We start from the raw sequence: 24,113 nt of genomic DNA, 5'->3' as shown, positions 1-24,113 counted from the left end.
TTGCCGGAGAAAAAGCGCCTGCCTTGCCACAAGGCGTAGCTGGAGCGTTCCGGCCGGGATGAGGAGACGAAACATGGTTGAGCCGCTGAGTGGACGGCCGTTGCAGCCGGGGGACCGAGCGCCGAACGTGGTGCTCGACGCAATCACGCAGGAAGGTCAGATCGCCCTTGATGATTTTCGCGGCCGCAAACCGGTCCTGGTCGGCCTGTTCCGCGGCCTGCATTGTCCGTTCTGCAGACGGCAGATCGCCGCCATGGCGCAACTCGACGGCGCCTTGCGGGAGCGGGGCATCGAGAGCCTGACGGTGGTCAATACGCCGATCGATCGAGCGCGCCTCTATTTCCGTTATCATCCTGTGCCGAATTTGCTGGCCGCCGCCGATCCGGAACGGGTCTCGCATCGGGCGTTCGGGCTGCCCAACCTCGAATTCACCGAGGACGAGGACGCCTGGCCGTACAAGATCGCCCAGAAGACGATCATGGCGATGAAGGTGAATATGCCGGGCGAATTGCCGGAACCGATGGACCCGATCGCAGCTATGGCCTATCTCGACAAGGCGGAAGACTACCAGATCACCGAGGCTGACGAACGGATGATAGCGACCGGGGCCGGGCAACTCGTCGGCGAGTTCCTGCTCGATCGTGATGGCGTTGTGCGCTGGAGTTTCACGGAAGTCCCGGACGGCGGCCAGAACATGTTCGGCGCCCCGCGTCGCGACGAATTGATGTCCGCCGCCTCCGCCATGGTGCATTAAGGCGTCGACTTTGGATGGTTGGCCGTCGACGGCGGTTGGCGGTGATCCTGGAACAAGGCCCCGTCGGTCCGGTGATCGACGGGGTTTTTCGTCGCGATGTTATCGCAAAACCGCTGCGCACTTTTGCGCGACATACTTTAGCCGAGTGAAGCGATCGCCTCGTCGATCAGCGCGACGATCTCCTTTGGATGCGATGCAAGCGAGGCGTGGCTGGCGTCGAGGGTGATGATCTTCTTTGCCTTGATGCGTTCAGCCATCCACTGTTCGGTTTCCGGCGGGATCATGTTGTCGTGGCGCGATACCTGGTACCAGCTCGGCTTTTCCTTCCAGGCCGGGGGGCCGGCCTCGTCTTCAAAGCAACGCCCGGCAATCGGCTTCTGCGTCACCGCCATGACCAGCGCGTCGGTCTCGTTCAAATCCTGGCCGAAGCTCTGGCGGAAGGTGTCTTGCGCCAACCAGAGGAAGCCATCCTTGTCGGGGCGGATACTGGCAGCACCGGAGGGTGGATTACGCCGCGCAAAAATGCTGCCGAGGCTGTCGCCCTCATCCGGCGCGAAGGCCGCGACATAGACGAGGCCAACGACATTGGCTGCATGGCCGGCGCCGCTGATCACCGCGCCGCCATAGGAGTGGCCGACAAGCAGGGTCGGGCCATCAAGCGATTCCGCCAGTTTGCGCGTGCGCTCGATGTCGTCGGCAAGCGAGGTCAGTGGGTTCTGCACTGCAGCGATCCTGTAGCCCTTGGCGTGGAGTGGCGGGATCACGTGACGCCAATGGGAAGCATCGCCCCAGGCGCCGTGTACGAGCAGGATGTTCTTGACGGCAGGCATTGTCCGTTCCTTTCTCATTCAGAGAAGATGTGGTCGGCACGACGTCGCGTTCGCGTATCGAGACGCGAGATGGGTGGCCGGCCGTTGGTCACGGATGCGATTAAAGGTCTGCGGGTGCGATCGGATTGCGAATGCAAACTAGGGCGCGGAACGGGGCGCTTCCATGGCGCAAGACATTAAACTTCGTACAGAATTGGGATGGGTGGAGGGTGTCGCCAACCGGCGCGTCCCGGGACAAACGAAAAGGGCCTCTCGATTTCTCGAAAGGCCCTTGGAATTCGAATGGTGGGCGTGACAAGGATCGAACTTGTGACCCCTACGATGTCAACGTAGTGCTCTCCCGCTGAGCTACACGCCCATCCGATGTCGGCGCATAGACCACAAAACCCGTTGTCGCGTCAATAGGGTTTTCGAAGGTTTTTTGACAGAAATTTCGAAGGCATGTTTTTTCCCATCCGGGGGTCGGTCGCGGCGGCGTGGCGAGGGCCCGGATTTGCGGGATTCCTGCTAAGGCCTTGAAACGAAAAGACCGCCGGAGATCCTTGTGGATCGCGGCGGTCGATCGGAAATCGTCTTGGCTTGTCGCCACAGTGTGCCGCAAGCGGCAGCGACTGTGGAAAACTAGTCGCTTAAGCCGCGGCCAGCATCTTGTTGACCTCGTCGACGAGGTCGCGGAGGTGGAAGGGCTTCGAAAGCACCTTGGCATCTTTCGGCGCCTTGGAGTCGGGATTGAGCGCAACGGCGGCAAAGCCGGTGATGAACATGACCTTGAGGTCCGGATCGAGTTCGGTCGCGCGGCGCGCCAGCTCGATGCCGTCCATCTCGGGCATGACGATGTCGGTGAGGAGAAGCGAGAATGGCTCCTCGCGAAGCCGGTCATAGGCGCTGGCGCCGTTGTCGTAGGACATGACCTTGTAGCCGGCCTTTTCGAGCGCCTTGACCAGGAACCGGCGCATATCGTTGTCGTCTTCGGCAAGAAGGATTTTCGCAGTCATGAATTCGGCCGTGCTTCTCTTTTTTCAGTTTATTGCGCGTAGATTGCGGCGTTTTATCCAAACCCCAACGCGGTAAATATCTCGTGAACGCGGGACGTCAATTCCCCGGGAGCTATGATTGGTCACTATGGACACAGAGCGGACCAACTGGCAACATGATGACAATTGTAAGAACCGCATATGGTAAAAAAGGGTTCAGATGGGGGAAATTGCGGAGAGGGAACTGTTTGAGGTCCTGGAACCTCCGATCCAGCGCATTCCCTTTGTGTTCAATTCACCGCATAGCGGTCGGTCCTATCCCCAGCGCTTTCTCGATCAGTCGCGGCTCGACGCTGTTTCGATTCGCCGGTCGGAAGACCACTATGTCGATGAGCTGTTCCAGAACGCGACTTTTCTCGGAGCGCCGATGCTGCTGGCGCATTTCCCGCGCGCCTTCCTCGACGTCAACCGTGAGCCCTATGAGCTTGACCCGCGCATGTTCGACGGCCCGCTGCCGCCGCACGCCAATATCAGCTCGATGCGCGTCGCCGGCGGCCTCGGCACGATACCGCGGCTGGTCGCCGAGAACATGGAGATCTACCGCGGACGTTTCCCGGTGGAAGACGCGCTGACGCGGATCGAGACGATCTACAAGCCCTACCATGCCACCCTGCGCAAACTGATCGCGCGCACCCACGTGCAGTTCGGCCTGTCGGTGCTGATCGATTGTCACTCGATGCCCGGGAACGTGCATCTGCCCGGCAGCGCCCAGCGTCCCGACTTCATCATCGGCGACCGCTACGGCACCAGTGCCGCGGGTGAACTGTCGCGCGCCGCCGTCGATCTGCTGCAGCAGCTCGGCTACAGTGTCGTGCGCAACAAGCCCTATGCTGGCGGCTTCATCACCGAGCATTACGGTCGCCCGACACGCGGGCTGCATGCGCTGCAGATCGAGATCAACCGGGCGCTCTATGTCGATGAGACGACACTGGTGCGCAAGCCCGGCTTCGGCTCGCTGGTCGCAGATCTCACGACCTTCGTCGCGTCGCTTGCCCGCCATGTCGAAGACTACGGCGCCTACCTCCCGCTCGCAGCGGAGTGACTTTAGGATTTTCTGTCGTGGACCTTCAAAAAAAACCGCGCCAACGGCGCGGTCAAGTCTAGGGAGGAAACACCCAAGGAGGGTATTTACAGTCACAGGTGACTGTACCCAAACCTTAATATTGCACTGCACAAATGTCAAGTTGAAGCAGTGAGAACTTTTGCAGTGCATCAAACGTTTTTTAGGCGAAAGCGGTATCTGAACCGATTGAAACGCTAGAAATCTGAAAACACAGGTGATTTGGTCGCCGCTGCCATCGCATCAGTTCGTTTGCCTTTCGGTAAATTTCGTCTATGCAAGACGAACCTTCCTTCGTCCATGCTTCCCTGAGAGAGAGCCATGCTGCCCGACCGCGCCTTCTTCGATCGCCTTGCCGAAGCTGCCAAGGCAGAGACCCTGCCGCGATTCCGGATCGGCACCAGCGTGGTCAACAAGATCGAAGGCGGCTTCGATCCGGTAACGGAGGCGGACCAGTCGGCGGAAGCGGCGATCCGTGCGCTGATCGAGAAGCATTTTCCGGAGCACGGCATCCTTGGCGAAGAGCATGGCAATGTCGGGCTCGACCGCGAATATGTCTGGGTCATCGACCCGATCGACGGCACACGCGCCTTCATTTCCGGCCTGCCGGTCTGGGGCACGCTGATCGGCCTCTATCGCAATGGCGAAGCGGTCATGGGCCTGATGGATCAGCCGTTCACCGGTGAGCGCTATTTCGCCGATGGTGAGAAGACGACCTACCGGGGTCCCGGTGGCGAAAAGGTGCTTTCGACCCGTGCCTGCAATTCGCTTTCGGATGCGGTGCTGTTCACCACATCGCCGCACCTCTACACGGGTGACTTCAAGACCAAGTACGAGGCGGTGCAGAACAAGGTGCGACTCTTCCGCTACGGCTGCGATTGCTACGCCTTCGCGCTGCTCGCCGCCGGTCATATCGACCTGGTGATCGAATGCGGACTGAAACCCTACGACGTCGGCGGTCTGATCCCCCTGATCGAGCAGGCCGGCGGTATCGTCACCAATTGGCAGGGCGGACCGGCGGAAATGGGTGGCGAGGTCATCGCTGCGGGCAGCGCCGAACTGCATGCTCAGGCGCTGGAAATCCTCAAAGGCTGAGGACGCCACGCTCCGGCGCTGATATCGAAGCGAGATGCAAAATCAAATTATTGCCGAGTGTGCCCGCCTGTATCAGGCGGCGCTGTTTTCGCGTTCGTCACCCTCTTCGGGGATGACGAAGGCAAGGATCGCGGCCATCGCCTGGGCGCGATAGCGGTCTGCTTCGTGAAGCAGTTCGTGGCGGGCGCCATCGATCGGGATCATCTGGGCGGCGCGGAAGTTGCGCGCCAACCACTCGACGGCGAGATGCGGCACCAGACGGTCAGCGGTTGGCGCCAGGATGATCGTCGGCAGGGTGATGCGCGTCAGATGCTCGCGGCGGATGACGCGGCGCATGGCGCGGAAGGCCTCGCTCAGCCAGCGCGCGGTGGGCGGGCCAAGCCTCAGTTCCGGATGCGTGTCGGTCAGTGCGATGTTGCGCAGGTAGCGGCGGCGGTCCGCCGTCAGCACGTTGCTTTCGAACGGGCGGTTGCCCTTGTCGGGATGGGCCGGCAGGGTGCCGAGGCCGATGCAGCGCATGAGGGTCGCAATCGCCGCAATGCTGGGCTCGCCGAGCGCCTGTCCGCCAAGGCCGACGAAGGGTGCCAGCACCACCAGTCGGTCGATCCGGCTTGCTAGCATCGGTGCCAGCGACAGGGCAACGAGCGCACCCATGGAATGGGCGACGATCGAGAAGGGCAGGCGCGTATCCGGCAACACGATCTGTTCGAGGAAGGTGCTGAGGTCGCGTTCATAGTCGGAGAAGTGGTCGACGTAGCCGCGTCCCGGGTGTGGCAGCAGCCGCTCGGAGCCCGCCTGGCCGCGCCAGTCGAAGGTCGCGACCCAAAGACCTGCTGCCGTGAGATCAGCGATTGTCTCGAAGTATTTCTCGATCGATTCGTTGCGGCCCTGCAGCAGGACGACCGTGCCGCGCGCAACAGGCTGCTTCGTCCTGAAGATCGCGTAGCGAATCTTGCGCCCGCCGACGCCATCGAAGAACCCAGCCACGTAGTTTTCCGGGGTCGGATTGTCCGGTGTCGAGTGGAGGATCGAGGTCATGACGTGGTGACGGCCAAGAAGAGCGGGTTGATCGGTATCATCAAGGGATAGGCGGCAGGGTCTCAGTCGTCAAAGAAAAAAGCCGGAAACGGTGGGTGAAATCCGGACGATCACCGTTTCCGGCTGCTGAAGAGGAAGGGACGTATCACTTCAGCCTGGGAGTTGCCGCCCAGAGTTTTCTTCTAGCCCACCGGGGCTGAACGGAAGCCGAAGCGGCCGTTCATGTCGGGTTCACGGGAAAATCGTGAGTGCTCGCGTCTTGAAGTCGCGAATTTGCCTCCCCAAATCAGGGTCACGGGCGCCGAAGACGGGTCCGTTCACCGGTCTTGCCGCTGCCAGAATGGGGTGGCCGACCAGACATCGCAAACCGTTGCTCCGAGGAGGACACAATGCGTCACTTTGATTTCTCTCCCCTTTACCGTTCCACCGTTGGCTTTGATCGCCTGTTCACGATGCTCGACAGCCTCGGTCAGCCGGGTGAAGCCCAGACCTATCCGCCCTACAACATCGAACGCACCGGCGAAAACGCCTACCGCATCACCATGGCCGTTGCTGGCTTTGACGAGAGCGAGCTTTCGATCGAGGCCCGTGAGCACACGCTGACGGTCAAGGGCGAAAAAGCCGAGGAAAAGGGCGACGAAAGCCAGTTTCTCCATCGTGGCATTGCCAAGCGTGCCTTCGAGCGTCGCTTCCAGCTCGCCGATCACGTGGAGATCAAGTCCGCTTCGCTGAAGAACGGCTTGCTGCACATCGACCTCACCCGCGAGATTCCGGAAGCAGCCAAGCCCCGCCGGATCGAGATTTCGTCCGTTGCCTCGCAGCCGAAGCAGATCGAGGCCCAGACCCTCTAACCGCGAAGACAATCTCCCAAGACAGGCGGCGTCCCCCAGGGGCGCCGCTTTTTTATTGGTTCATTGAAATCACGCAGTTCCGAAGAGAGACCGCTTCGGACTTTCCTGACTTTCTAAAGCGCGTCACGATCTTTCAGATTCGCTCCTTGCGCTTCAAGTTTTTGATGTTTCGCATGTCGTTGTCGCAAAACCGCTGCGCACTTTTGCGCGACAGGCTTTAGGATCTGGCCGGCGCGGGCACGGCGGAGGCCTGCTTCTTGGCGGCGTAGCGCTGTGCGATGACGGCGCAGGCCATCAGCTGGATCTGGTGGAACAGCATCACCGGCAGCACGATCGCGCCGATGTTCTGCCCGGCGAAGATGGCGCTCGCCATCGGAACGCCGCTCGCAAGGCTCTTCTTCGAGCCGCAGAAGGTGATGGCGATCTCATCCGCCTTGTCGAAGCCGAGCAGGCGGCTGCCGAACATGGTGACGGCAAGCACGAGCGCCAGCATGACGATCTCGATGACGACCAGGACGCCGAGATCTGCCAGCGAATAGGTCTGCCAAAGGCCCGATGTCACCGCCTGGCTGAAGGCGAGATAGACGACCATCAGGATCGAGCCGCGATCGACGGGCGCCAAGAGCCCCTTGCGCGCCCGGATCCAGTTGCCGATCAAGGGCTGCAACAGCTGGCCAATGACGAAGGGAGCAAGCAATTGCAGCAGGATCTGCTTCAGCGCGTCGAGCGTCACGCCGCCGTGGCCGCCGGCGGTAAACAGCAGCCCGACCAGCAGCGGCGTCAGGAACATGCCGAATATGTTGGACGCAGACGCCGAGCAGATCGCCGCCGGCACATTGCCGCCGGCCATCGAGGTGAAGGCGATCGAAGACTGCACCGTCGAGGGCAGCACGCAGAGGAACAGGATGCCGGTGTAGAGCGACTGCGGAAGGATCGAGGTCGGGACGAAGCCGATTGCAAGACCGATCAGCGGGAAGAGCACGAAGGTGGAGGCGAGGATCGTCAGGTGCAGCCGCCAGTGCAGGATGCCGGCGATCACCACGTCGCGCGAGAGGCGGGCGCCGTGCAGGAAGAAGACCATGCCGACCGCCACCTTGGTCGCCAATCCGAACCAGGCGGTCGCCTCACCATGGATCGGCAGGACGGATGCCAAGAGCACCGTCGCCAGAAGCAGGATGGTGAAGGTATCGGGAAGGTAGCGGCGCATATCCGGTCACTTGCTGGTGATGAAACGTCTTGCCGGGATCACTCATTATGAAGCAGGATGCAAGGAATAACAGTTATCGCGATTTGGGATGAGCCATGTTGGATCTCGTGCAGTTGCGCAGCTTCGTCGCGCTCGAACAGATGGGCAGTTTCACGCTGGCGGCGGAGAAACTGTCGCTTGGGCAATCGACCGTCAGCCAGCATATTCAAAGGCTTGAGGCCTCGCTCGGGCGAACCCTGGTCGCCCGCGATACCCACCGCGTGTCGCTGACGGCGGATGGGCTGGCACTGCTTGCCCATGCGCGTTCGATGCTGGCGATCGACGGCGAGGTGCGTGCGCTTTTTGCCGAAAGCAGTCTGCGTGGTCGCCTGCGGCTTGGTGTTTCCGAGGATTTCGTCATGAGCCGGCTGCCGGCGGTTCTCGAAGATTTCGTCCGTGCTCATCCGTCGGTCGATCTCGAACTGACCGTCGCCTTGAGCGGCGTGCTTTACCAGATGCAGGACAACGGCGAGATCGACCTCGTGCTCGCCAAGCGCAGGCTCGGCGACGTGAGAGGCGAGCTCGTCTATCGCGAGCCGCTCGTCTGGCTCGCCCGCGACCCCGAAAGGATCAGGCGTGACAAGGTGCTGCCGCTGATCGCCTTTCCGCCGCCGAGCATCACCCGCAGCGTCGCGCTCGAAGTGCTCGACCGGCATCGCCTGCCGTGGCGCATCGTCTGCACCTGCGGCAGCCTCAGCGGGCTGACGGCGGCCGCGCGCGCCGGAATGGGCGTGCTCGTGCAGCCGCGCAGCATGGTGCCGCAGGGGTTGAAGGAGATACCCGCCGGCGCCCTGCCGCCGCTTGAAGACGTCGAGTTCGTGCTGGTGCCGAGCAAGGGCGTCGACCGAAAGCTGAGTGCAGCACTTTCGGCCGAGATCCTCTCCAATGTGAGGACGCTGCAGGGACAGGCTTGATGCAGGGGATCACCCCGCTCAGGTCGCGGGATGGTCGTCCGGATGGAAAAGCTGGCCGTTTTCCTGGAACTGCTTCAGCACGCGGCGACGAACCGGTCGACGTCGTCGGCCTTCGTCGCAAAGCTGGTCACGAGGCGGTAGAGACCCTGATCCGGCGCAAGACTTCCATCGAGGTCGTGGGGCACGGGCCAGTCGTAGAAGACGGCGCCATCCTGCCTGAGCTTCGTGGCCACGTCTTTCCTGATGATGGGGAAAACCTCGTTGGCGTCCGCCTGCCAGGCGAGGCGGCTCGTCTTCGAGGCGGCGATGCCCTCGGCGAGGCGTGCAGCCATCGCGTTGGCATGGCGCGCGAGGTTCAGCCAGAGATCGCCGGCGAAGTAGGCGTCGAACTGTGCGGAGACGAAACGCGACTTGGAGAAGAGTTGGGCCGAGCGCTTGCGCAGGAAATGCATTTCGTGCGCCTTCGCGAGATCGAAGAGCACCAGCGCTTCGGCGCACCAGCAGCCGTTCTTGGTGCCGCCGAAGGAGACGAGATCGACACCGCGCTTCCAGGTCATTTCAGCGGGCGTTGCGCCAAGGCCGACGAGCGCATTGGCGAAGCGGGCACCATCCATATGCAGCGGCAACTTGTGCGCCTTGGCAACGGCCGCGATCGCCTCGATCTCCGAGGGCGAATAGACCGTGCCGCTTTCCGTTGCCTGGGTCAGCGAGACCGCTGTCGGCTGGCCACCGTGGACATTGTCGAGCGGAAAGCGCCGGATCTCGGCTTCGAGGCGCGCGGCCTCCATCTTGCCCCGCGGTCCATCGACAGGCTTCAGCCTGGCGCCGTGCGAGAAGAATTCCGGCGCGCCGCATTCATCGGCGATGACATGCGCTTCGCGATGGCAGAAGGCGATGCCGCCTGCGCGATTGGCTGTCGCAAGTGCCAGCGAATTGGCAGCCGTTCCGGTGCCGACGAAGAAGACTGCGACATCCCTTTCGAAGATTTCCGCGAACTTCTTCTCCACCTTCCGGTCAAGCTCGCTGGTGCCATAGGCGGACGCATATCCGCCGGCATGCGCCATCAGGCTTTCGGCAATCGCGGGATGGGCGCCAGCCCAGTTGTCAGACGAAAAAATCATCACATTCCACCCTGTATTACAGTCTTTTCGACGGATTTGGCCGACCTTAGCCGAGTTCTCGGCCGGATCAATCACGGTCGGCGGCCGAAAGGCCAACTGGAGACCAGTTTGAAACCAAAAGGAAGAAAACGCCGGAAAGCCGTAATTAAATTATAAAAGCCGGAAACTTCCGGCAATGTTCGGCAAAATCTTCTCTATTATTTGCTGATATGCCTCTTGCGGAGGGGGGTAGTTTCTGGCATAGAGCACATGAAATAGGACAGGTTTGCTGTCCTATTTCGGTCTAGGGACCGGAACAATCGCCGCGAGTGCCTAAAAAAATGGCACCCGGCGTGCGAAGCGGGGGGATTTGCCGGATTTCATCCGGTTGTTATCGCCTGCCGTCAGGATGGTCGCAGACATCAGTGCCTGATGATGCCGTGCTTATTTGCGACCTGATCAGGATCATGAGACGATAGTGCCCCGGCTTTTTGGCGTGCCTTTGCGCGCAACGAAGAGCCATGCGCGGGCGGTGCCATGCCCGGCGGTGCCGGGTTTAACAGGAGGGAAAACGATGACGGATCATTCGCCATCACAGCAATCTGGGCTCAACCTCGCACACAGCGTTGCGACGGCTGAAAAAACGCCCGCATTCCCGACTGGCCTGCCGCGAAAACAGGGTCTCTACGATCCGCGCAACGAACATGACGCCTGCGGCGTCGGTTTCGTCGCGCATATGAAGGGTCAGAAGTCGCACCAGATCGTGCGCGACGGCCTGTTCATGCTCGAAAACCTGACGCACCGCGGTGCCGTCGGTGCCGACCCGCTGATGGGCGACGGCGCGGGCATTCTCGTGCAGATTCCCGACCGCTTCTTCCGCGAGGAGATGGCCAAGCAGGGCATCACCCTGCCGAAGGCGGGCGAGTACGCCGTCGGCCATATCTTCATGCCGCAGGACGATGCGCTCGTCGAACACTTCAAGCAGGTGATCAAGGACGTCGTCGCCGAAGAGGGCCAGGTGCTCATCGGCTACCGCGACGTGCCGGTCGACAACGCGTCGCTGTCGAAGGCGCCCGAGATTGCCGCGACCGAGCCGCGCCATGTCCAGATCTTCATCGGTGCCGGCCGCGACGCCGCCACGAACCCCGAGTTCGAGCGTCGTCTCTTCACGCTGCGCAAGGTGATCTCCAACCGCATCTATGACGAATACAAGGGCGAGGAGAGCAATTTCTACCCGGTATCGCTGTCGTCCTCGACGATCGTCTACAAGGGCATGTTCCTCGCCTATCAGGTCGGCGCCTATTACAAGGACCTGTCCGATCCGCGGTTTGAGAGCGCGGTGGCGCTCGTGCACCAGCGCTTCTCGACCAACACCTTCCCGTCGTGGAAGCTCGCGCATCCCTACCGCATGGTCGCGCATAACGGCGAAATCAACACGCTGCGCGGCAACGTCAACTGGATGGCGGCGCGTCAGGCGTCGGTATCTTCGCCGCTCTTCGGCGAGGATATCTCCAAGCTCTGGCCGATCTCCTATGAAGGCCAGTCGGACACCGCCTGTTTCGACAACGCGCTCGAGTTCCTGGTGCAGGGCGGCTACTCGCTGTCGCATGCTGTCATGATGCTGATCCCGGAAGCCTGGGCCGGCAACCAGCTGATGTCGCCCGAGCGCAAGGCTTTCTACGAATACCATGCGGCGCTGATGGAGCCGTGGGACGGACCGGCGGCAGTCGCCTTCACCGATGGCCGCCAGATCGGCGCGACGCTCGACCGCAACGGCCTGCGTCCGGCCCGCTACATCGTCACCTCTGATGATCGCGTCATCCTTGCTTCGGAATCCGGCGTGCTGCCGGTCGACGAGGACAAGATCGTCAAGAAGTGGCGCCTGCAGCCGGGCAAGATGCTGCTGATCGATATGGAGCAGGGCCGCATCATCTCCGACGAGGAGGTGAAGTCCTCGCTCGCCCAGAAGCACCCCTATAGCAAGTGGCTTGAAGACACCCAGCTCATCCTCGAAGAGCTGAAGCCGGTGGAGCCGCGCGCGCTGCGTCGCGACGTCTCGCTCATCGACCGCCAGCAGGCCTTCGGCTACACGCTCGAAGACACCAAGATCCTGATGTCGCCGATGGCGACGACCGGCCAGGAGGCGATCGGCTCGATGGGCACCGATACGCCGATCTCGGCGATGTCGGACAAGCGCAAGCTGCTCTATACCTATTTCAAGCAGAACTTCGCGCAGGTTACCAACCCGCCGATCGACCCGATCCGCGAAGAGCTGGTGATGAGCCTCGTCTCCTTCATCGGACCGCGCCCGAACATCCTCGATCACGAGGGCATGGCCCATGCCAAGCGGCTCGAGGTGCGCCAGCCGATCCTGACCAATGGCGATCTCGAAAAGATCCGCTCGATCGGTCACACCGAGGATCGCTTCGACACCAAGACGCTCGACTTCACCTATGACATTTCGCGCGGTGCCGAAGGCATGCCCGATATGCTCGACCGTCTCTGCGAACGCGCGGAAGCGGCGGTGAAGGGCGGCTACAACATCATCGTGCTCTCTGATCGTCAGGTCGGTCCGGACCGCGTGGCGATCCCGGCATTGCTTGCGACCGCCGCCGTGCACCACCACCTGATCCGCAAGGGCCTGCGCACCTCGGTCGGCATCGTGCTCGAGTCCGGCGAACCACGCGAAGTGCACCACTTCTGCCTGCTCGCCGGCTACGGCGCCGAGGCGATCAACCCCTATCTCGCCTTCGATACGCTGATCGACATGCACAAGCGCGGCGAGTTCCCGAAGGAGGTCGATGCGAGCGAGGTCGTCTATCGCTACATCAAGGCCGTCGGCAAGGGCATCCTCAAGGTCATGTCCAAGATGGGCATTTCAACCTACCAGTCCTATTGCGGCGCGCAGATCTTCGACGCCGTCGGTCTGTCGTCGAAGCTGGTCAACCAGTTCTTCTTCGGCACGGCGACGACGATCGAAGGCATCGGCCTCGAAGAGATCGCGGCCGAGACCGTCGCCCGCCACAAGGCGGCGTTCGGTGCCGACCCGGTTCTTGCCAACACGCTCGACATCGGCGGCGAATATGCCTTCCGCATGCGCGGTGAAAGCCACGCCTGGACCCCGGACGCGATCGCATCTCTGCAGCATGCCGTGCGCGGCAACGCGCAGGACCGCTATCGCGAATTCTCCGAGATGGTGAACAACTCGGCGCTACGCATGAACACCATTCGCGGCCTGTTCACGGTGAAGAGCGCCGAGGCTCTCGGCCGCAAGCCGATCTCGGTCGACGAGGTCGAGCCGGCTACCGACATCGTCAAGCGCTTCTCGACCGGTGCCATGTCCTTCGGCTCGATCAGCCGCGAGGCGCATACGACGCTCGCAATCGCCATGAACCGGATCGGCGGCAAGTCGAATACCGGCGAGGGCGGTGAGGAGAGCGACCGTTACCTGCCGCTGCCGGACGGTTCGATGAACCCCGAGCGCTCGGCGATCAAGCAGATCGCCTCCGGCCGCTTCGGCGTGACCACGGAATACCTGGTCAATGCCGACATGCTGCAGATCAAGGTGGCGCAGGGCGCCAAGCCCGGCGAAGGCGGTCAGCTGCCCGGCCACAAGGTCGATGCGACAGTTGCCAAGACCCGTCACTCGACCCCGGGCGTCGGCCTGATCTCGCCGCCGCCGCACCACGACATCTATTCGATCGAAGATCTGGCGCAGCTGATCTACGATCTGAAGAACGTCAATCCGGAAGCGGACGTCTCGGTCAAGCTCGTCTCGGAAGTCGGCGTCGGCACGGTTGCCGCCGGCGTCGCCAAGGCGCGCGCCGACCACATCACCGTCGCCGGCTTCGACGGCGGCACCGGCGCCTCGCCGCTGACATCGCTGAAGCACGCCGGCAGCCCGTGGGAAATCGGTCTTGCCGAAACCCAGCAGACGCTGGTCTTGAACGGCCTGCGTTCGCGCGTCGCCCTTCAGGTCGACGGCGGTCTCAAGACCGGCCGTGACGTCATCATCGGGGCGCTGCTCGGTGCCGATGAGTTCGGCTTTGCCACCGCGCCGCTGATCGCTGCCGGCTGCATCATGATGCGCAAGTGCCATCTCAACACCTGTCCCGTCGGTGTCGCCACCCAGGACCCGGTTCTGCGCAAGCGCTTCAAGGGCACGGCCGAGCACGTCATCAACTACTTCTTCTTCGTCGCCGAGGAAGTGCGCGAGATCCTGGCTTCGCTTGGTGTGCGCAAGCTTGACGAGATCATCGGTGCCTCCGAGCTGCTCGAAAAGGACGGTGCGCTTGCCCACTGGAAGGCGAACGGCCTCGACTTCTCGAAGATCTTCCACAAGGTGGAAGCCGCCAAGGAAGAGACCTACTGGACCACACGCCAGAAGCACCCGATCGACGACATTCTCGACCGCAAGCTGATCGAGGAAGCCAAGGTCGCGCTCGAAACCAAGGCGCCGGTCAAGATCGAAGCTGCGATCAAGAACGTCGACCGCTCGGCCGGTGCGATGCTCGCCGGTGCGCTTGCCAAGCGCTGGGGCCACAAGGGCCTGAAGGACGACACCATCCACGTGACCCTGAGGGGCACGGCCGGCCAGTCCTTCGCCGCGTTCCTGGCACGCGGTATCACCTTCGACCTGGTGGGCGACGGCAACGACTATGTCGGCAAGGGTCTTTCGGGCGGACGCATCATCGTCCGGCCGCCGGAAAACGCGACGATCGTTCCGCAGGAATCGATCATCGTCGGCAACACCGTGCTTTATGGCGCGATCTCGGGCGAGTGCTACTTCAACGGCGTTGCCGGCGAGCGCTTCGCCGTGCGCAACTCCGGTGCGGTCGCGGTCGTCGAGGGCGTGGGTGACCATGGCTGCGAATACATGACCGGCGGCGTCGTCGTCGTTCTCGGCACGACGGGCCGCAACTTCGCGGCCGGCATGTCCGGCGGCGTTGCCTACGTGCTGGACGAGGAAGGCGATTTCGCCCGTCGTTGCAACATGGCGATGGTCGAGTTGCAGCCGGTTCCGGAAGAGGACGACATGCTCGAGAAGCTGCATCACCACGGCGGCGACATCATGCACAAGGGCATGGTCGACGTCTCCGGCGACATGACGCGCCACGATGAAGAGCGGCTCTATCAGCTGATATCCAACCACCTTCACCACACGGGTTCGCCCCGGGCGAAGGAGATTCTCGATCACTGGACGGATTACCGGCCGAAATTCCGCAAGGTCATGCCGGTCGAATACCGCCGTGCGCTCGAGGATATGGAACGCATGAAAATGGCAGAGGCGGCTGAGTAGGAGGCCCCGGTGACCAAGGCTCCCGGTTCATCACAGACTGGTTCGGGGGTCCCTCACGCGCGCTTGTCAAAAGCGCCTGTTCAGACGCAAAGCTTTCAGGATAGTACGATGGGTAAGGTAACTGGATTTCTCGAGATCGACCGGCAAGTGGCAAAGTACCAGCCGGCATCCGACCGCATTCGCCATTTCCGTGAATTCACCATTCCGATGTCAGAACCGGAAGTGCAGAAGCAGGCTGCTCGCTGCATGGACTGTGGCATCCCCTATTGCCATGGGCCGACCGGCTGCCCGGTGCACAACCAGATCCCGGACTGGAACGACCTCGTCTACAACGGCAACTGGGATGAGGCGATCCGCAACCTGCATTCGACCAACAACTTCCCGGAATTCACCGGCCGCGTCTGCCCGGCGCCGTGCGAGGAAGCCTGCACGCTGAACCTCGAAGACACGCCGGTGGCGATCAAGACGATCGAACAGGCGATCGCCGACAAGGCCTATGAGATGGGCTACATCGTGCCGCAGCCGGCCGTCACCAAGACCGGCAAGAAGGTCGCGGTCATCGGCTCAGGCCCGGCCGGCATGGCGGCAGGCCAGCAGCTTGCCCGCGCCGGCCACGAAGTTCACGTCTACGAGCGCGAGACCAAGGCCGGCGGCCTGCTGCGCTACGGCATTCCGGACTTCAAGATGGAGAAGAACTTCATCGACCGCCGCGTCGAACAGATGAAGGGCGAAGGCGTCACCTTCCACTGCGGCATCAATGTCGGCGTTGACGTGCCGATGCAGCGCCTGCTCGACGACCACGATGCCGTGCTTTACTGCGGCGGTTCGGAGACGCCGCGTGATGCGGGCATCCCCGGTGTCGAATTCGCTGGCGTGCATGATGCGATGCCCTATCTCGTGCAGCAGAACCGCCGCGTCGGCCGCGAGAACATCGACAGCGTCGGCTGGCCGTCGCAGCCGATCCTCGCCGGCGGCAAGCACATCGTGGTCGTCGGCGGTGGCGATACCGCGTCGGACTGCGTCGGCACCGCCTTCCGCCAGGGCGCGGTCAAAGTGACCCAGCTCGACATCCGCCCGCAGCCACCGGAAAAGGAAGACAAGCTTGCCGTCTGGCCGTTCTGGGCAACGAAGATGCGCACCTCGTCCAGCCAGGCCGAAGGGGCTATCCGCGAGTTCCAGGTGGCAACGCTCGAATTCATCGGCGACGAGGATGGCACCCTCACCGGCGTGAAGTGCTGCCAGGTGGACGATCGCCGCAAGCCGGTCGCCGGCACGGAGTTCATCATCAAGGCGGATCTTGCCTTCATCGCCATCGGCTTCCGCGGTCCGTTTACCAGCAGCGTGCTGAAGGATCTCGGCGACAAGCTGACGCTCAACACCGACCGCCGCGGCTCGACCAACGTGGTTGCCAACGAGCGCGACTACAAGACCTCGGTCGAGAAGCTCTGGACCGCCGGCGACGTGCGCCGCGGCCAGTCTCTGGTCGTCTGGGCGATCCGCGAAGGCCGCCAGGCCGCCCGTGCGATCGACGAGGCGCTGATGGGCTCAACCACCCTGCCGCGATAAACGGTTTACTCCCAAGCATGAAAAAAGCCCCGCAGCGATGCGGGGCTTTTTTGTGGGCTGTTGCCGGAGGCTCGACAGCCTTGGGCGCGGCTGGTTCTAGATGATTTCATTTTTTCGTCGAAACGGTGAAATGATCTAAGTCTTTGAAATAGCGCAATTCCGGACGGAAAACCGCTTCACACTTTTCCTGGAATTGCTCTTAAGCGCGTCGCGATCTTTCAGATTCGCTCCTTGCGCTTTAAGTTTTTGATATATCGCATACCGCAAAACCGCTGCGCACTTTTGCGCGACAGGCTTTAGTTGCGGATCACCGGATTGCTGATGACAGTGCTTGGCTTCGACAGGCGGAAGTCATCGACGCGGCCGGTCGGTGCGGCGGCGACATCCCCCTTGTCAACCAAAAGGTCGCGCGGGCTCTTGCCGTTGCCCTTGTCCGGTGCGGCGTTGCCAAGCAGGGAGCCGGCGCCATCCAGGGCCGGATCGGTCAAGCCGATCGGCTGGGTCTTGACGATATCCTCGTTGCCAAGCGGCGCCGTCACCACCAGGTCCTTGAGTTCGCCTGCCCCGGGCACGTTCTTGTCCGTCGCGGCGGCATCGCCGAGCAACCGCCGAATGTCCTTCTCGACGTAGAAAGCCAGCTTGCGCTTGCCGGCCTTGGTGAGGTTGATGCCATCGGCGCCGCGCAGACGAACCTGCTGGCCGTTGATGTCGGAGCCGGTCAGGACGAATTTGCCGCCCTCGTCGACGAAGCCATCCCAGATGTCGACAAACTGGCCGCCGACCTTCTCGATTTCCTCGCGATAGATGCCGTTGAAGGTCACCATGTCGGCGGTCATTGCGGCGGACTGGAACGGCGGCATGCCGACCCAGAGAACCGGCAGCTTCTCCTTGCGGGCAAGGGCCGCCAGCGCATTGACGCGCTTGCGATACTCCTCGTTCCAGATATCGCTGCGGAACTTCTCCTTGACGTCGCCCATCTGCATCTGCTGCCGGTCGTTGGCACCGAGGCTGATGATGATCACGGATGGCTTTAATTCGCCGACGTAGCCGGGAAGGGTACCCGGCCAGTTGAAGTAATCTTCGCGCACCAGGCCGGACGAGCCGTTCGCCCGTGTCTCGACGGCGATGCCGGGCGTCATCTCGAAGGCGGTCTTCAGGCCGTCGCCGAGGCTGCCGGCCATGAAGTCGCCGACGACCAGAACCTTCTTGGCGTCGGGCGCTTTCTCCACCACCACCGGCGCGACTGCCGGTGCATCGGCGATCTTCGGCTTCTGCTTCTGTTGCCCCTGGCCCTTCTGGCGCTGCTGTTGCTGCTGGCGTTGGCGTTTCGGGCGCGGCTGCTCAGGGAAATAGGAGCGGTCTTCAAGAACCGGCCGCTCGCGCGACAAGCCGCCGAAGAGCATCTGGAACAGGGTGCGCCGCTGGGCGCGCTCCTGCGCCTCGGCAAAGCTTGCAAAGAGGCTGACGGCGACCATCGCCATTGCGGCGATGCAGATCGTCGCAATCCCGAAGGGCGTTCGGCGCGGTTGGTTGCGGCGCTTGCTCGTCATCTGCTCTTCTGCCCCGTTGATCGCGTGTTCGCCGGTTTTCAACCGCCCTCACGTTTCAGCGCGCCGCGCGGGGTGCAGCGCGCTACTCGTCATTTATCTCACGGATGTGGCGATCGTGAAACCGTTTCGAGCCGCTAGTTGCGAAGGGCGCGCAGCAGCATCTGGGTCGGCTCTCCGTCCGGCGCCAGGCCGTTCTTCGACTGGAACGCCTGGATCGCGGCCTTCGAGCCGGAACCGAAATTGCCGTCGACTTCGCCGCTGTAGTAGCCGAGCTCCTTCAGGCGGTTCTGCAGTTCGAACTTTTCGCTGATGTCGAGCGATCCGTCCGGACGCGGCCAGCGCTGCTGCATGCCCTGATAGCCGGCGATCTGGTCGGCAAGAAGGCCGACGCCGAGAGCGTAGCTGTCGGAGGCGTTGTAGCGCTTGATGACGAAGAAGTTCTTGGTCATCAGGAAGCCGGGACCCTCGCCACCGCTCGGCAGCTTGAGTTCGGCGCGTATGCTGCCGTTGCGGAAGCCCTTGCCGTTGGGTCGGCCGAAGCCGAGCGACGCCCATTCGGCGAGCGTCTTCGTCTGGCCGGAATATTTCGCGGCATTTGCCGGCGGCGCGACTTCGTAGCCCCAGGTTTCGCCCGGCTGCCAGCCGTTCTTCTTCAAAAGGTTGGCGGCGGTCGCCAGCGCATCGGGCACCGAGTTCCAGATGTCGCGGTGACCGTTGCCGTCGGCGTCAACCGCATAGAGCAGGTAGCTCGTCGGGATGAACTGGGTGTGGCCCATGGCGCCCGCCCAGGACCCGGTCAGCTCGCGCGGCGTGATGTCGCCGCTCTGGAGGATCTTCAGCGCGGCGATCAGCTGCTTCTTGGCGTAGTTCGAGCGCTTCGGATCGGCATAGGCAAGGGTGGCGAGCGCGCGCGGCACATAGTGCAGGCGGTCATCCTTCTCGAGCACGGCGCCGTAGTTGGATTCCATCGACCAGATCGCCAGCAGGATGGTCTTGTCGACGCCGAAGTGCTTTTCCAGCGCGTTCAGCGTGCGGGCGTGCTTCGTCGCCATCTCCTGGCCGACGCGCTTGGTGTACGGGTTCACGCGGGAATCGATGTATTCCCAGATCTTGTGCTTGAACTCCGGCTGGTAGTTCGCCTTCTCGATCACCGTCTGGTCAGGCGACTTCACGCCGGCGAAGGCCTGGCGATAGGTCGACTTGCTGATGCCGGCCTTGGCGGCCGTCGTGTAGAATTCGTTGATCCAGTTCTGGAATCCGGCATCGGCGCGCGCGGGCGAGGTGCCGAGTGTTGCGGCGGATAGGACGAGGGCGGCTGCGATATGACGGAAAAACGTCCTGCGGTTTCTGATCATCAGCTGTCGGTTCCGTTTCTCTGCGGGGGCTTCGGCCGTCATGGCCCGAATCACTCCGCAAGGTGGCAGTCTGGGGCCAGCCTCGACGGTGGGGGCAGTCGTCGGCGGCTCCTGTTTCGGATCCGGCCGCGATTGTTGCATTGCCGGATTGCAACGAATCTACAGAAACGTGGTCAACAAACCCTTTACCATGAAATTGTGGTGGCGTCTTCCGCTGTAGAAAATGTCAAGCCATGGTCGTGGAGTTCGCATATGCATTTGTTCCGTCGGTTCAGGCTGTGTTCAGCTGACGGCATAGAGATTGCGGCTCCATTACGGAGCGCTGTATGGTTTCAGACGGATTGTAGTCCGGGACCATCCGGTAAGACTTATGAGTGAGTTCCTATCAAGGAGGTATCGATGACCGACAAGCGTAAAGTCCGCAAAGCCGTGTTCCCAGTCGCAGGGCTGGGCACACGTTTCCTGCCGGCTACCAAGGCCGTGCCGAAGGAAATGCTGACGGTGGTGGACAAGCCGGTCATTCAATATGTGGTCGATGAGGCGCTGGAAGCCGGCATCGAGCATCTGATCTTCGTCACGGGCCGCAGCAAGGCGGTGATCGAGGATTATTTCGACATTCAGGTCGAGCTCGATCAGACGCTGCGCGAGCGCAACAAGAAGGCCGAGATCGCCCTGCTCGACAGCATTCTGCCGAAGGCCGGCACGACCAGCTTTACCCGCCAGCAGGCCCCGCTCGGCCTCGGCCACGCGGTCTGGTGCGCCCGTGACCTCGTCGGCAACGAGCCGTTTGCGCTGCTCTTGCCGGACATGATCATGAAGGGCGAAAAGGGCTGCCTCAAGGGCATGGTCGAGCTCTATGAGCAGAGCGGCGGCAACGTCATCGCCGTCGAGGAATGTGCACCGGACCAGGCCCACAAATACGGCATCGTCGGCGTCGGCGACAAGGTGGGCGATGGTTTCAAGATCACCAAGATGGTCGAGAAGCCCGCACCGGGCACAGCCCCGTCCAACTTCTTCATCAACGGCCGCTACATCCTGCAGCCGGAGATCTTCCCGATCCTCGAAAAGCAGGAACGCGGCGCCGGCAACGAAATCCAGCTGACCGATGGCATGCTCAAGCTCTCCGACAGCCAGCAGTTCGCCGCCTATCACTTCCGTGGCGACACCTATGACTGTGGCGCCAAGGACGGCTTCATCCTGGCAAACGTTGCCTTTGCTCTGGAACGCGGCGACATCCGCCCGAGCGTCGAGGGGCCGCTGAAGACGCTGCTCGGCAGCCTGAGGTAATTTCGGTTCCACCGAAACGAGAAGGCCGCGTTCCCCGAGGAATGCGGCCTTTTTCATTGGCTGCTGGCAATGAGTGTTGTTACCGCTCTAGCTTTGCCGGCGGCTGACCTTTGGCTCAACGCCGCAGGACGAGGCCGACGCCGACACGGGTGATGTCGGTCGGATCGCCGACGTCGGGCGTGGTGCGCTCGTAGCTGACGTCGCCGGTCAATGCGAGGTAACGGTTCATATCCCAGGTGAGGCCTGCGCCCGTGCGCCAGGTCGTCTCGTCGGAGGAGCGGGAGTCCGACGGATATTTGCGGATGATCAGAGTGTTGGACAATCGTGCGACCAGATCGGAGCGCATCTGGTGGGTGATGATGTTGGTCAAGGTATAGTCGATCGATCCGGAAACGCCCGCCGTCGTCGACGGATCGAGATCCGTCAAAACCGCGAAGAGCACATCGGTGCCGCGCTGCGGCGACCAGTTGAGGCGGCCGTCGACGGACAGGCCGCTGACGTCTTCGAGCCTGTCATCATCGAAGCGATAGGTCTCGTAGCCGAGGCCGAGCTCACCATAGAGTTTCTCGCCGAGATCGACCTCGATACCGCCGCGTCCGGCATAGGTCTGGTAGGAACGCTCGAAGCCGGACGTGTCCTCGCGCAGGTCGTAAAGCGACTTGCCGACGGAGGCTTCGAGGAACGGGATCAGCGCCGGCGACAGTTCGTAGCCGACGCGGGCAATCAAGTTTCCGGTGTTGCGGTTGCGGTCCTTCTCGGACAGTGTCGTGCCGTTTTCGAGTTCGACATCGCCATAGGTTTGGCGGTCGAAATCGATTCCGACCGAACCGCGGATCAGACCGAAATCGCGCTCGATGGCGGCACCGAGGCGGTAGGTGTTGACCGCGGACTGGGTCTTGGCGTTCGAAATCGCGTTCGGGTCGTCGGCGTCTTCTCGGTAGAAACTGTATCCGGCCCGGAGTCGTGCAATCGTTTCGTCCCAGAGATCGAGGCGCAGTTCCGCGTCTACATCGGCGCGCGGCTCTTCCTCCCCTTCGCCTGAGATGTTGTTTTGCAGGATGCCTTCGCCGGTGACGGTCAACTGGTGACGCGACCAGTCGGAGGTCAGGGTGCCGCGGATGCCGGTTTCGAGATAGCCGCGGTTCGTCTTGGTGTCACCGTCGTTGCGCCATTCATGGTTGATGGTCTCGCTGACGCTGGGGCGCAGCGTGAAGGTCCCGATGCGAACGCCCGGCGTGGTACGATACCCCTCCGTATCGGTTCGAAGCCTCAGGCCATCGATCGTCGGCTCCCGCTGGTTGAGGCGGAGGAAATCCTCGTTCTGCGCCGGCGGAAGATCGTCGCCGCTGACGGCGCCGGTGGTTTGCGGATCGGCGATTGCGGGCGTGGTGGCCGGGACTGTTGCCGGGGTGGTGGTGACGCCATAGGAGGTCGTCGGGGCCGTGGCCGTTTGCGCGCGCAATGACGATGGTGCGAACAGGGCAGTGCCGGCCAATAGCAACGCCAGCGAGGTCGAACGCCGCGCGTCTCCTTTGGTCGAGCGAGATGAGCCTGGCACCATATGCCGTTTGTCCACGAAGCCTGATTGCAATCCTTTCGCAATCGTAAAGCGACGTGGTTAAGCAATCGTTTCCAAATGGGAAAAACGTCGTGGCATCAGCCGCTTGCCGATCAGGCGCTTTCGACGGTCAGGTTTCGGCCATGGCTGGAAACGACGCGGACCCGGGTGCCGGCCGGCAGGTCCGGTCCCTCGATGATCCAGAACGTATCGTCGAGCCGGATACGGCCGCGTCCCTCGGCGATCGGTTTCTCCAGTACCGCGGTACGACCGACGAGACTTTCCGCTCTCTGGTTCAGCAAGGGTTCGTCGGTGGTTTCGGCTGAGGACAGAACGAAGCGGCGGCCGAGCAGCACAGCGACCACCGAGAGGACGGCGAAGAGGACGAACTGCACCTGCCACGTCCAGAAGCCGGTCTCCCAGAGCATAAGGGAGAGAATTCCGATAATGAGCGCGGCGATGCCGATCCAGATCAGGAACACGCCGGGTGCCACGAGTTCGGCTGCCAGCAGCACGAAGCCGAGAACCCACCAGCTCCATGGCCCGAGTTCTTGAATGGCGCGTTCGATCATCGCCTACGTCCCTTGCGAGGGATCTGCCGGGAAGGCGGGCGTGGTCCGAGGAGTCGATGGGCGCGGGCGTGTCGCCGGTGCCGTCTGTCCATCGCCAAAAACCTCCTTGGCGATGGCGCCGATACCGCCGAGCGAGCCGATCAGTGCGGAGGCTTCCATCGGCATCAGCACGATCTTCTGGTTGTTGGCGGTGCCGATCGAGGCGAGCGCCTCGGTGTACTTCTGCGCGACGAAGTAGTTGATCGCCTGGATGTCGCCGGCGGCAATCGCGGCAGAGACCATCTGAGTCGCCTTGGCTTCGGCCTCGGCCAGACGTTCGCGGGCTTCCGCATCGCGGAAGGCCGCTTCGCGCTGACCTTCGGCCTGAAGGATCGCCGACTGCTTGGCGCCCTCGGCGCGCAGGATCTGCGCGTTTCTCGAGCCTTCCGCTTCCAATACCTGGGCGCGCTTTTCGCGTTCGGCCTTCATCTGTCTTGCCATGGCGTCGACAAGGTCCTTCGGCGGTGCGATGTCCTTGATCTCGATGCGGGTGATCTTGATGCCCCAGGGACTGGCAGCCTCGTCGACAACGTGCAGCAATCGGTCGTTGATCGTATCGCGGTTGGAAAGCAGTTCGTCGAGATCCATCGAGCCCATGACCGAGCGGATATTGGTCATCGTCAGGTTGAGGATGGCGTTTTCCAGATTGGCGACCTGATAGGCGGCCTGAGCTGCGTTCAGCACCTGGTAGAAGGCAACGGCGTCGGCCGAGACGCTGGCATTGTCCTTGGTGATGACCTCCTGGGTCGGAACGTCGAGCACCTGCTCCATCACGTTCATCTTGGCGCCGATCCGATCGATGAAGGGAAGGATGACGTTCAGACCCGGCTCCATCGTCTTCGTATAGCGACCGAAGCGTTCGACCGTATAGCGATAGCCTTGCGGTACCGTCTTAACCATCGCGATGATCACAATGATCATCAGCACCACCAATGCGATGACCGCATAATCCAACCCGCCCAAGA

The 24,113-nt window shown here is 62.2% G+C and carries 18 protein-coding genes and 1 tRNA gene; 8 read left to right on the top strand and 11 right to left on the bottom strand.

The window, feature by feature from the left end:
• Window positions 1–73 precede the first annotated feature (73 nt).
• On the top strand, window positions 74–754 hold the full coding sequence (locus tag IB265_RS23590) for a peroxiredoxin-like family protein (RefSeq protein ID WP_057254620.1): 681 nt from the start codon (window positions 74–76) through the stop codon (window positions 752–754).
• 137 nt (window positions 755–891) lie between these two features.
• Here IB265_RS23590 and IB265_RS23585 read toward each other — a convergent pair whose 3' ends face one another.
• The 3 genes from IB265_RS23585 to cpdR1 form a co-directional block, all read right to left on the bottom strand.
• Window positions 892–1,584, bottom strand: coding sequence for an alpha/beta fold hydrolase (locus IB265_RS23585; protein WP_057254621.1), 693 nt, complete (start codon window positions 1,582–1,584; stop codon window positions 892–894).
• Between the two features lie 283 nt (window positions 1,585–1,867).
• Window positions 1,868–1,942 (bottom strand) — tRNA-Val (locus tag IB265_RS23580).
• Between the two features lie 271 nt (window positions 1,943–2,213).
• Window positions 2,214–2,579 carry a response regulator CpdR1 gene (cpdR1, locus tag IB265_RS23575; protein WP_034786813.1) on the bottom strand — a complete coding sequence of 122 codons (366 nt, stop codon included), beginning with the start codon at window positions 2,577–2,579 and terminating at the stop codon, window positions 2,214–2,216.
• Window positions 2,580–2,778: 199 nt separating this feature from the next.
• On the opposite strand from cpdR1, the gene IB265_RS23570 reads away from it, so the two are divergent.
• Window positions 2,779–3,660, top strand: coding sequence for an N-formylglutamate amidohydrolase (locus IB265_RS23570; RefSeq protein ID WP_057254622.1), 882 nt, complete (start codon window positions 2,779–2,781; stop codon window positions 3,658–3,660).
• A 339-nt stretch (window positions 3,661–3,999) separates the two neighbouring features.
• On the top strand, window positions 4,000–4,773 hold the full coding sequence (gene hisN / locus IB265_RS23565; protein WP_057254623.1) for a histidinol-phosphatase: 774 nt from the start codon (window positions 4,000–4,002) through the stop codon (window positions 4,771–4,773).
• A 72-nt stretch (window positions 4,774–4,845) separates the two neighbouring features.
• Here the strand turns inward: hisN and IB265_RS23560 are convergent, their stop codons facing one another.
• The gene (locus IB265_RS23560) at window positions 4,846–5,811 is read right to left on the bottom strand and encodes an alpha/beta fold hydrolase (RefSeq protein ID WP_057254624.1); all 966 of its coding nucleotides are present in this window, start codon (window positions 5,809–5,811) and stop codon (window positions 4,846–4,848) included.
• Window positions 5,812–6,200: 389 nt separating this feature from the next.
• Between IB265_RS23560 and IB265_RS23555 the strand changes: the two genes are divergently transcribed.
• Entirely contained in the window at window positions 6,201–6,662 is a 462-nt protein-coding gene (locus IB265_RS23555; RefSeq protein WP_057254625.1) for an Hsp20 family protein, read from the top strand.
• Between the two features lie 217 nt (window positions 6,663–6,879).
• On the opposite strand, the gene IB265_RS23550 is transcribed toward IB265_RS23555, so the two are convergent.
• Window positions 6,880–7,869, bottom strand: a complete 990-nt coding sequence (locus IB265_RS23550) for a bile acid:sodium symporter family protein (RefSeq protein WP_057254626.1) — start codon at window positions 7,867–7,869, stop codon at window positions 6,880–6,882.
• 95 nt (window positions 7,870–7,964) lie between these two features.
• On the opposite strand from IB265_RS23550, the gene IB265_RS23545 reads away from it, so the two are divergent.
• Window positions 7,965–8,822 (top strand): LysR substrate-binding domain-containing protein, encoded by an 858-nt coding sequence (locus IB265_RS23545; RefSeq protein WP_057254627.1) that lies wholly within the window; start codon window positions 7,965–7,967, stop codon window positions 8,820–8,822.
• Between the two features lie 74 nt (window positions 8,823–8,896).
• Here IB265_RS23545 and IB265_RS23540 read toward each other — a convergent pair whose 3' ends face one another.
• On the bottom strand, window positions 8,897–9,943 hold the full coding sequence (locus tag IB265_RS23540) for a low specificity L-threonine aldolase (protein WP_057254628.1): 1,047 nt from the start codon (window positions 9,941–9,943) through the stop codon (window positions 8,897–8,899).
• 553 nt (window positions 9,944–10,496) lie between these two features.
• On the opposite strand from IB265_RS23540, the gene gltB reads away from it, so the two are divergent.
• Window positions 10,497–15,221, top strand: a complete 4,725-nt coding sequence (gene gltB / locus IB265_RS23535; RefSeq protein WP_058325916.1) for a glutamate synthase large subunit — start codon at window positions 10,497–10,499, stop codon at window positions 15,219–15,221.
• A gap of 108 nt (window positions 15,222–15,329) precedes the next feature.
• Entirely contained in the window at window positions 15,330–16,787 is a 1,458-nt protein-coding gene (locus tag IB265_RS23530) for a glutamate synthase subunit beta (RefSeq protein WP_057254630.1), read from the top strand.
• A gap of 296 nt (window positions 16,788–17,083) precedes the next feature.
• Here IB265_RS23530 and IB265_RS23525 read toward each other — a convergent pair whose 3' ends face one another.
• Both IB265_RS23525 and IB265_RS23520 read right to left on the bottom strand, forming a co-directional pair.
• Window positions 17,084–18,337, bottom strand: coding sequence for a DUF459 domain-containing protein (locus IB265_RS23525; protein WP_057254828.1), 1,254 nt, complete (start codon window positions 18,335–18,337; stop codon window positions 17,084–17,086).
• Window positions 18,338–18,471: 134 nt separating this feature from the next.
• Window positions 18,472–19,692, bottom strand: coding sequence for a lytic murein transglycosylase (locus IB265_RS23520; RefSeq protein WP_057254829.1), 1,221 nt, complete (start codon window positions 19,690–19,692; stop codon window positions 18,472–18,474).
• Window positions 19,693–20,091: 399 nt separating this feature from the next.
• On the opposite strand from IB265_RS23520, the gene galU reads away from it, so the two are divergent.
• On the top strand, window positions 20,092–20,979 hold the full coding sequence (gene galU, locus IB265_RS23515) for a UTP--glucose-1-phosphate uridylyltransferase GalU (RefSeq protein ID WP_057254631.1): 888 nt from the start codon (window positions 20,092–20,094) through the stop codon (window positions 20,977–20,979).
• Between the two features lie 115 nt (window positions 20,980–21,094).
• Here galU and IB265_RS23510 read toward each other — a convergent pair whose 3' ends face one another.
• From IB265_RS23510 to IB265_RS23500, 3 genes are all read right to left on the bottom strand, one after another.
• The gene (locus IB265_RS23510; protein WP_192495202.1) at window positions 21,095–22,540 is read right to left on the bottom strand and encodes an outer membrane beta-barrel protein; all 1,446 of its coding nucleotides are present in this window, start codon (window positions 22,538–22,540) and stop codon (window positions 21,095–21,097) included.
• A 110-nt stretch (window positions 22,541–22,650) separates the two neighbouring features.
• A complete protein-coding gene (locus IB265_RS23505; RefSeq protein ID WP_057254633.1) occupies window positions 22,651–23,109 on the bottom strand; it encodes an NfeD family protein in 459 nt (152 codons plus the stop codon).
• Between the two features lie 3 nt (window positions 23,110–23,112).
• On the bottom strand, window positions 23,113–24,111 hold the full coding sequence (locus IB265_RS23500; protein ID WP_156414729.1) for an SPFH domain-containing protein: 999 nt from the start codon (window positions 24,109–24,111) through the stop codon (window positions 23,113–23,115).
• Window positions 24,112–24,113: the final 2 nt, after the last annotated feature.

It is taken from the genome of Ensifer sp. ENS10, assembly GCF_014852025.1.
GTDB lineage: Bacteria > Pseudomonadota > Alphaproteobacteria > Rhizobiales > Rhizobiaceae > Ensifer.
This window is presented reverse-complemented; position numbering and strand designations above follow the sequence as displayed.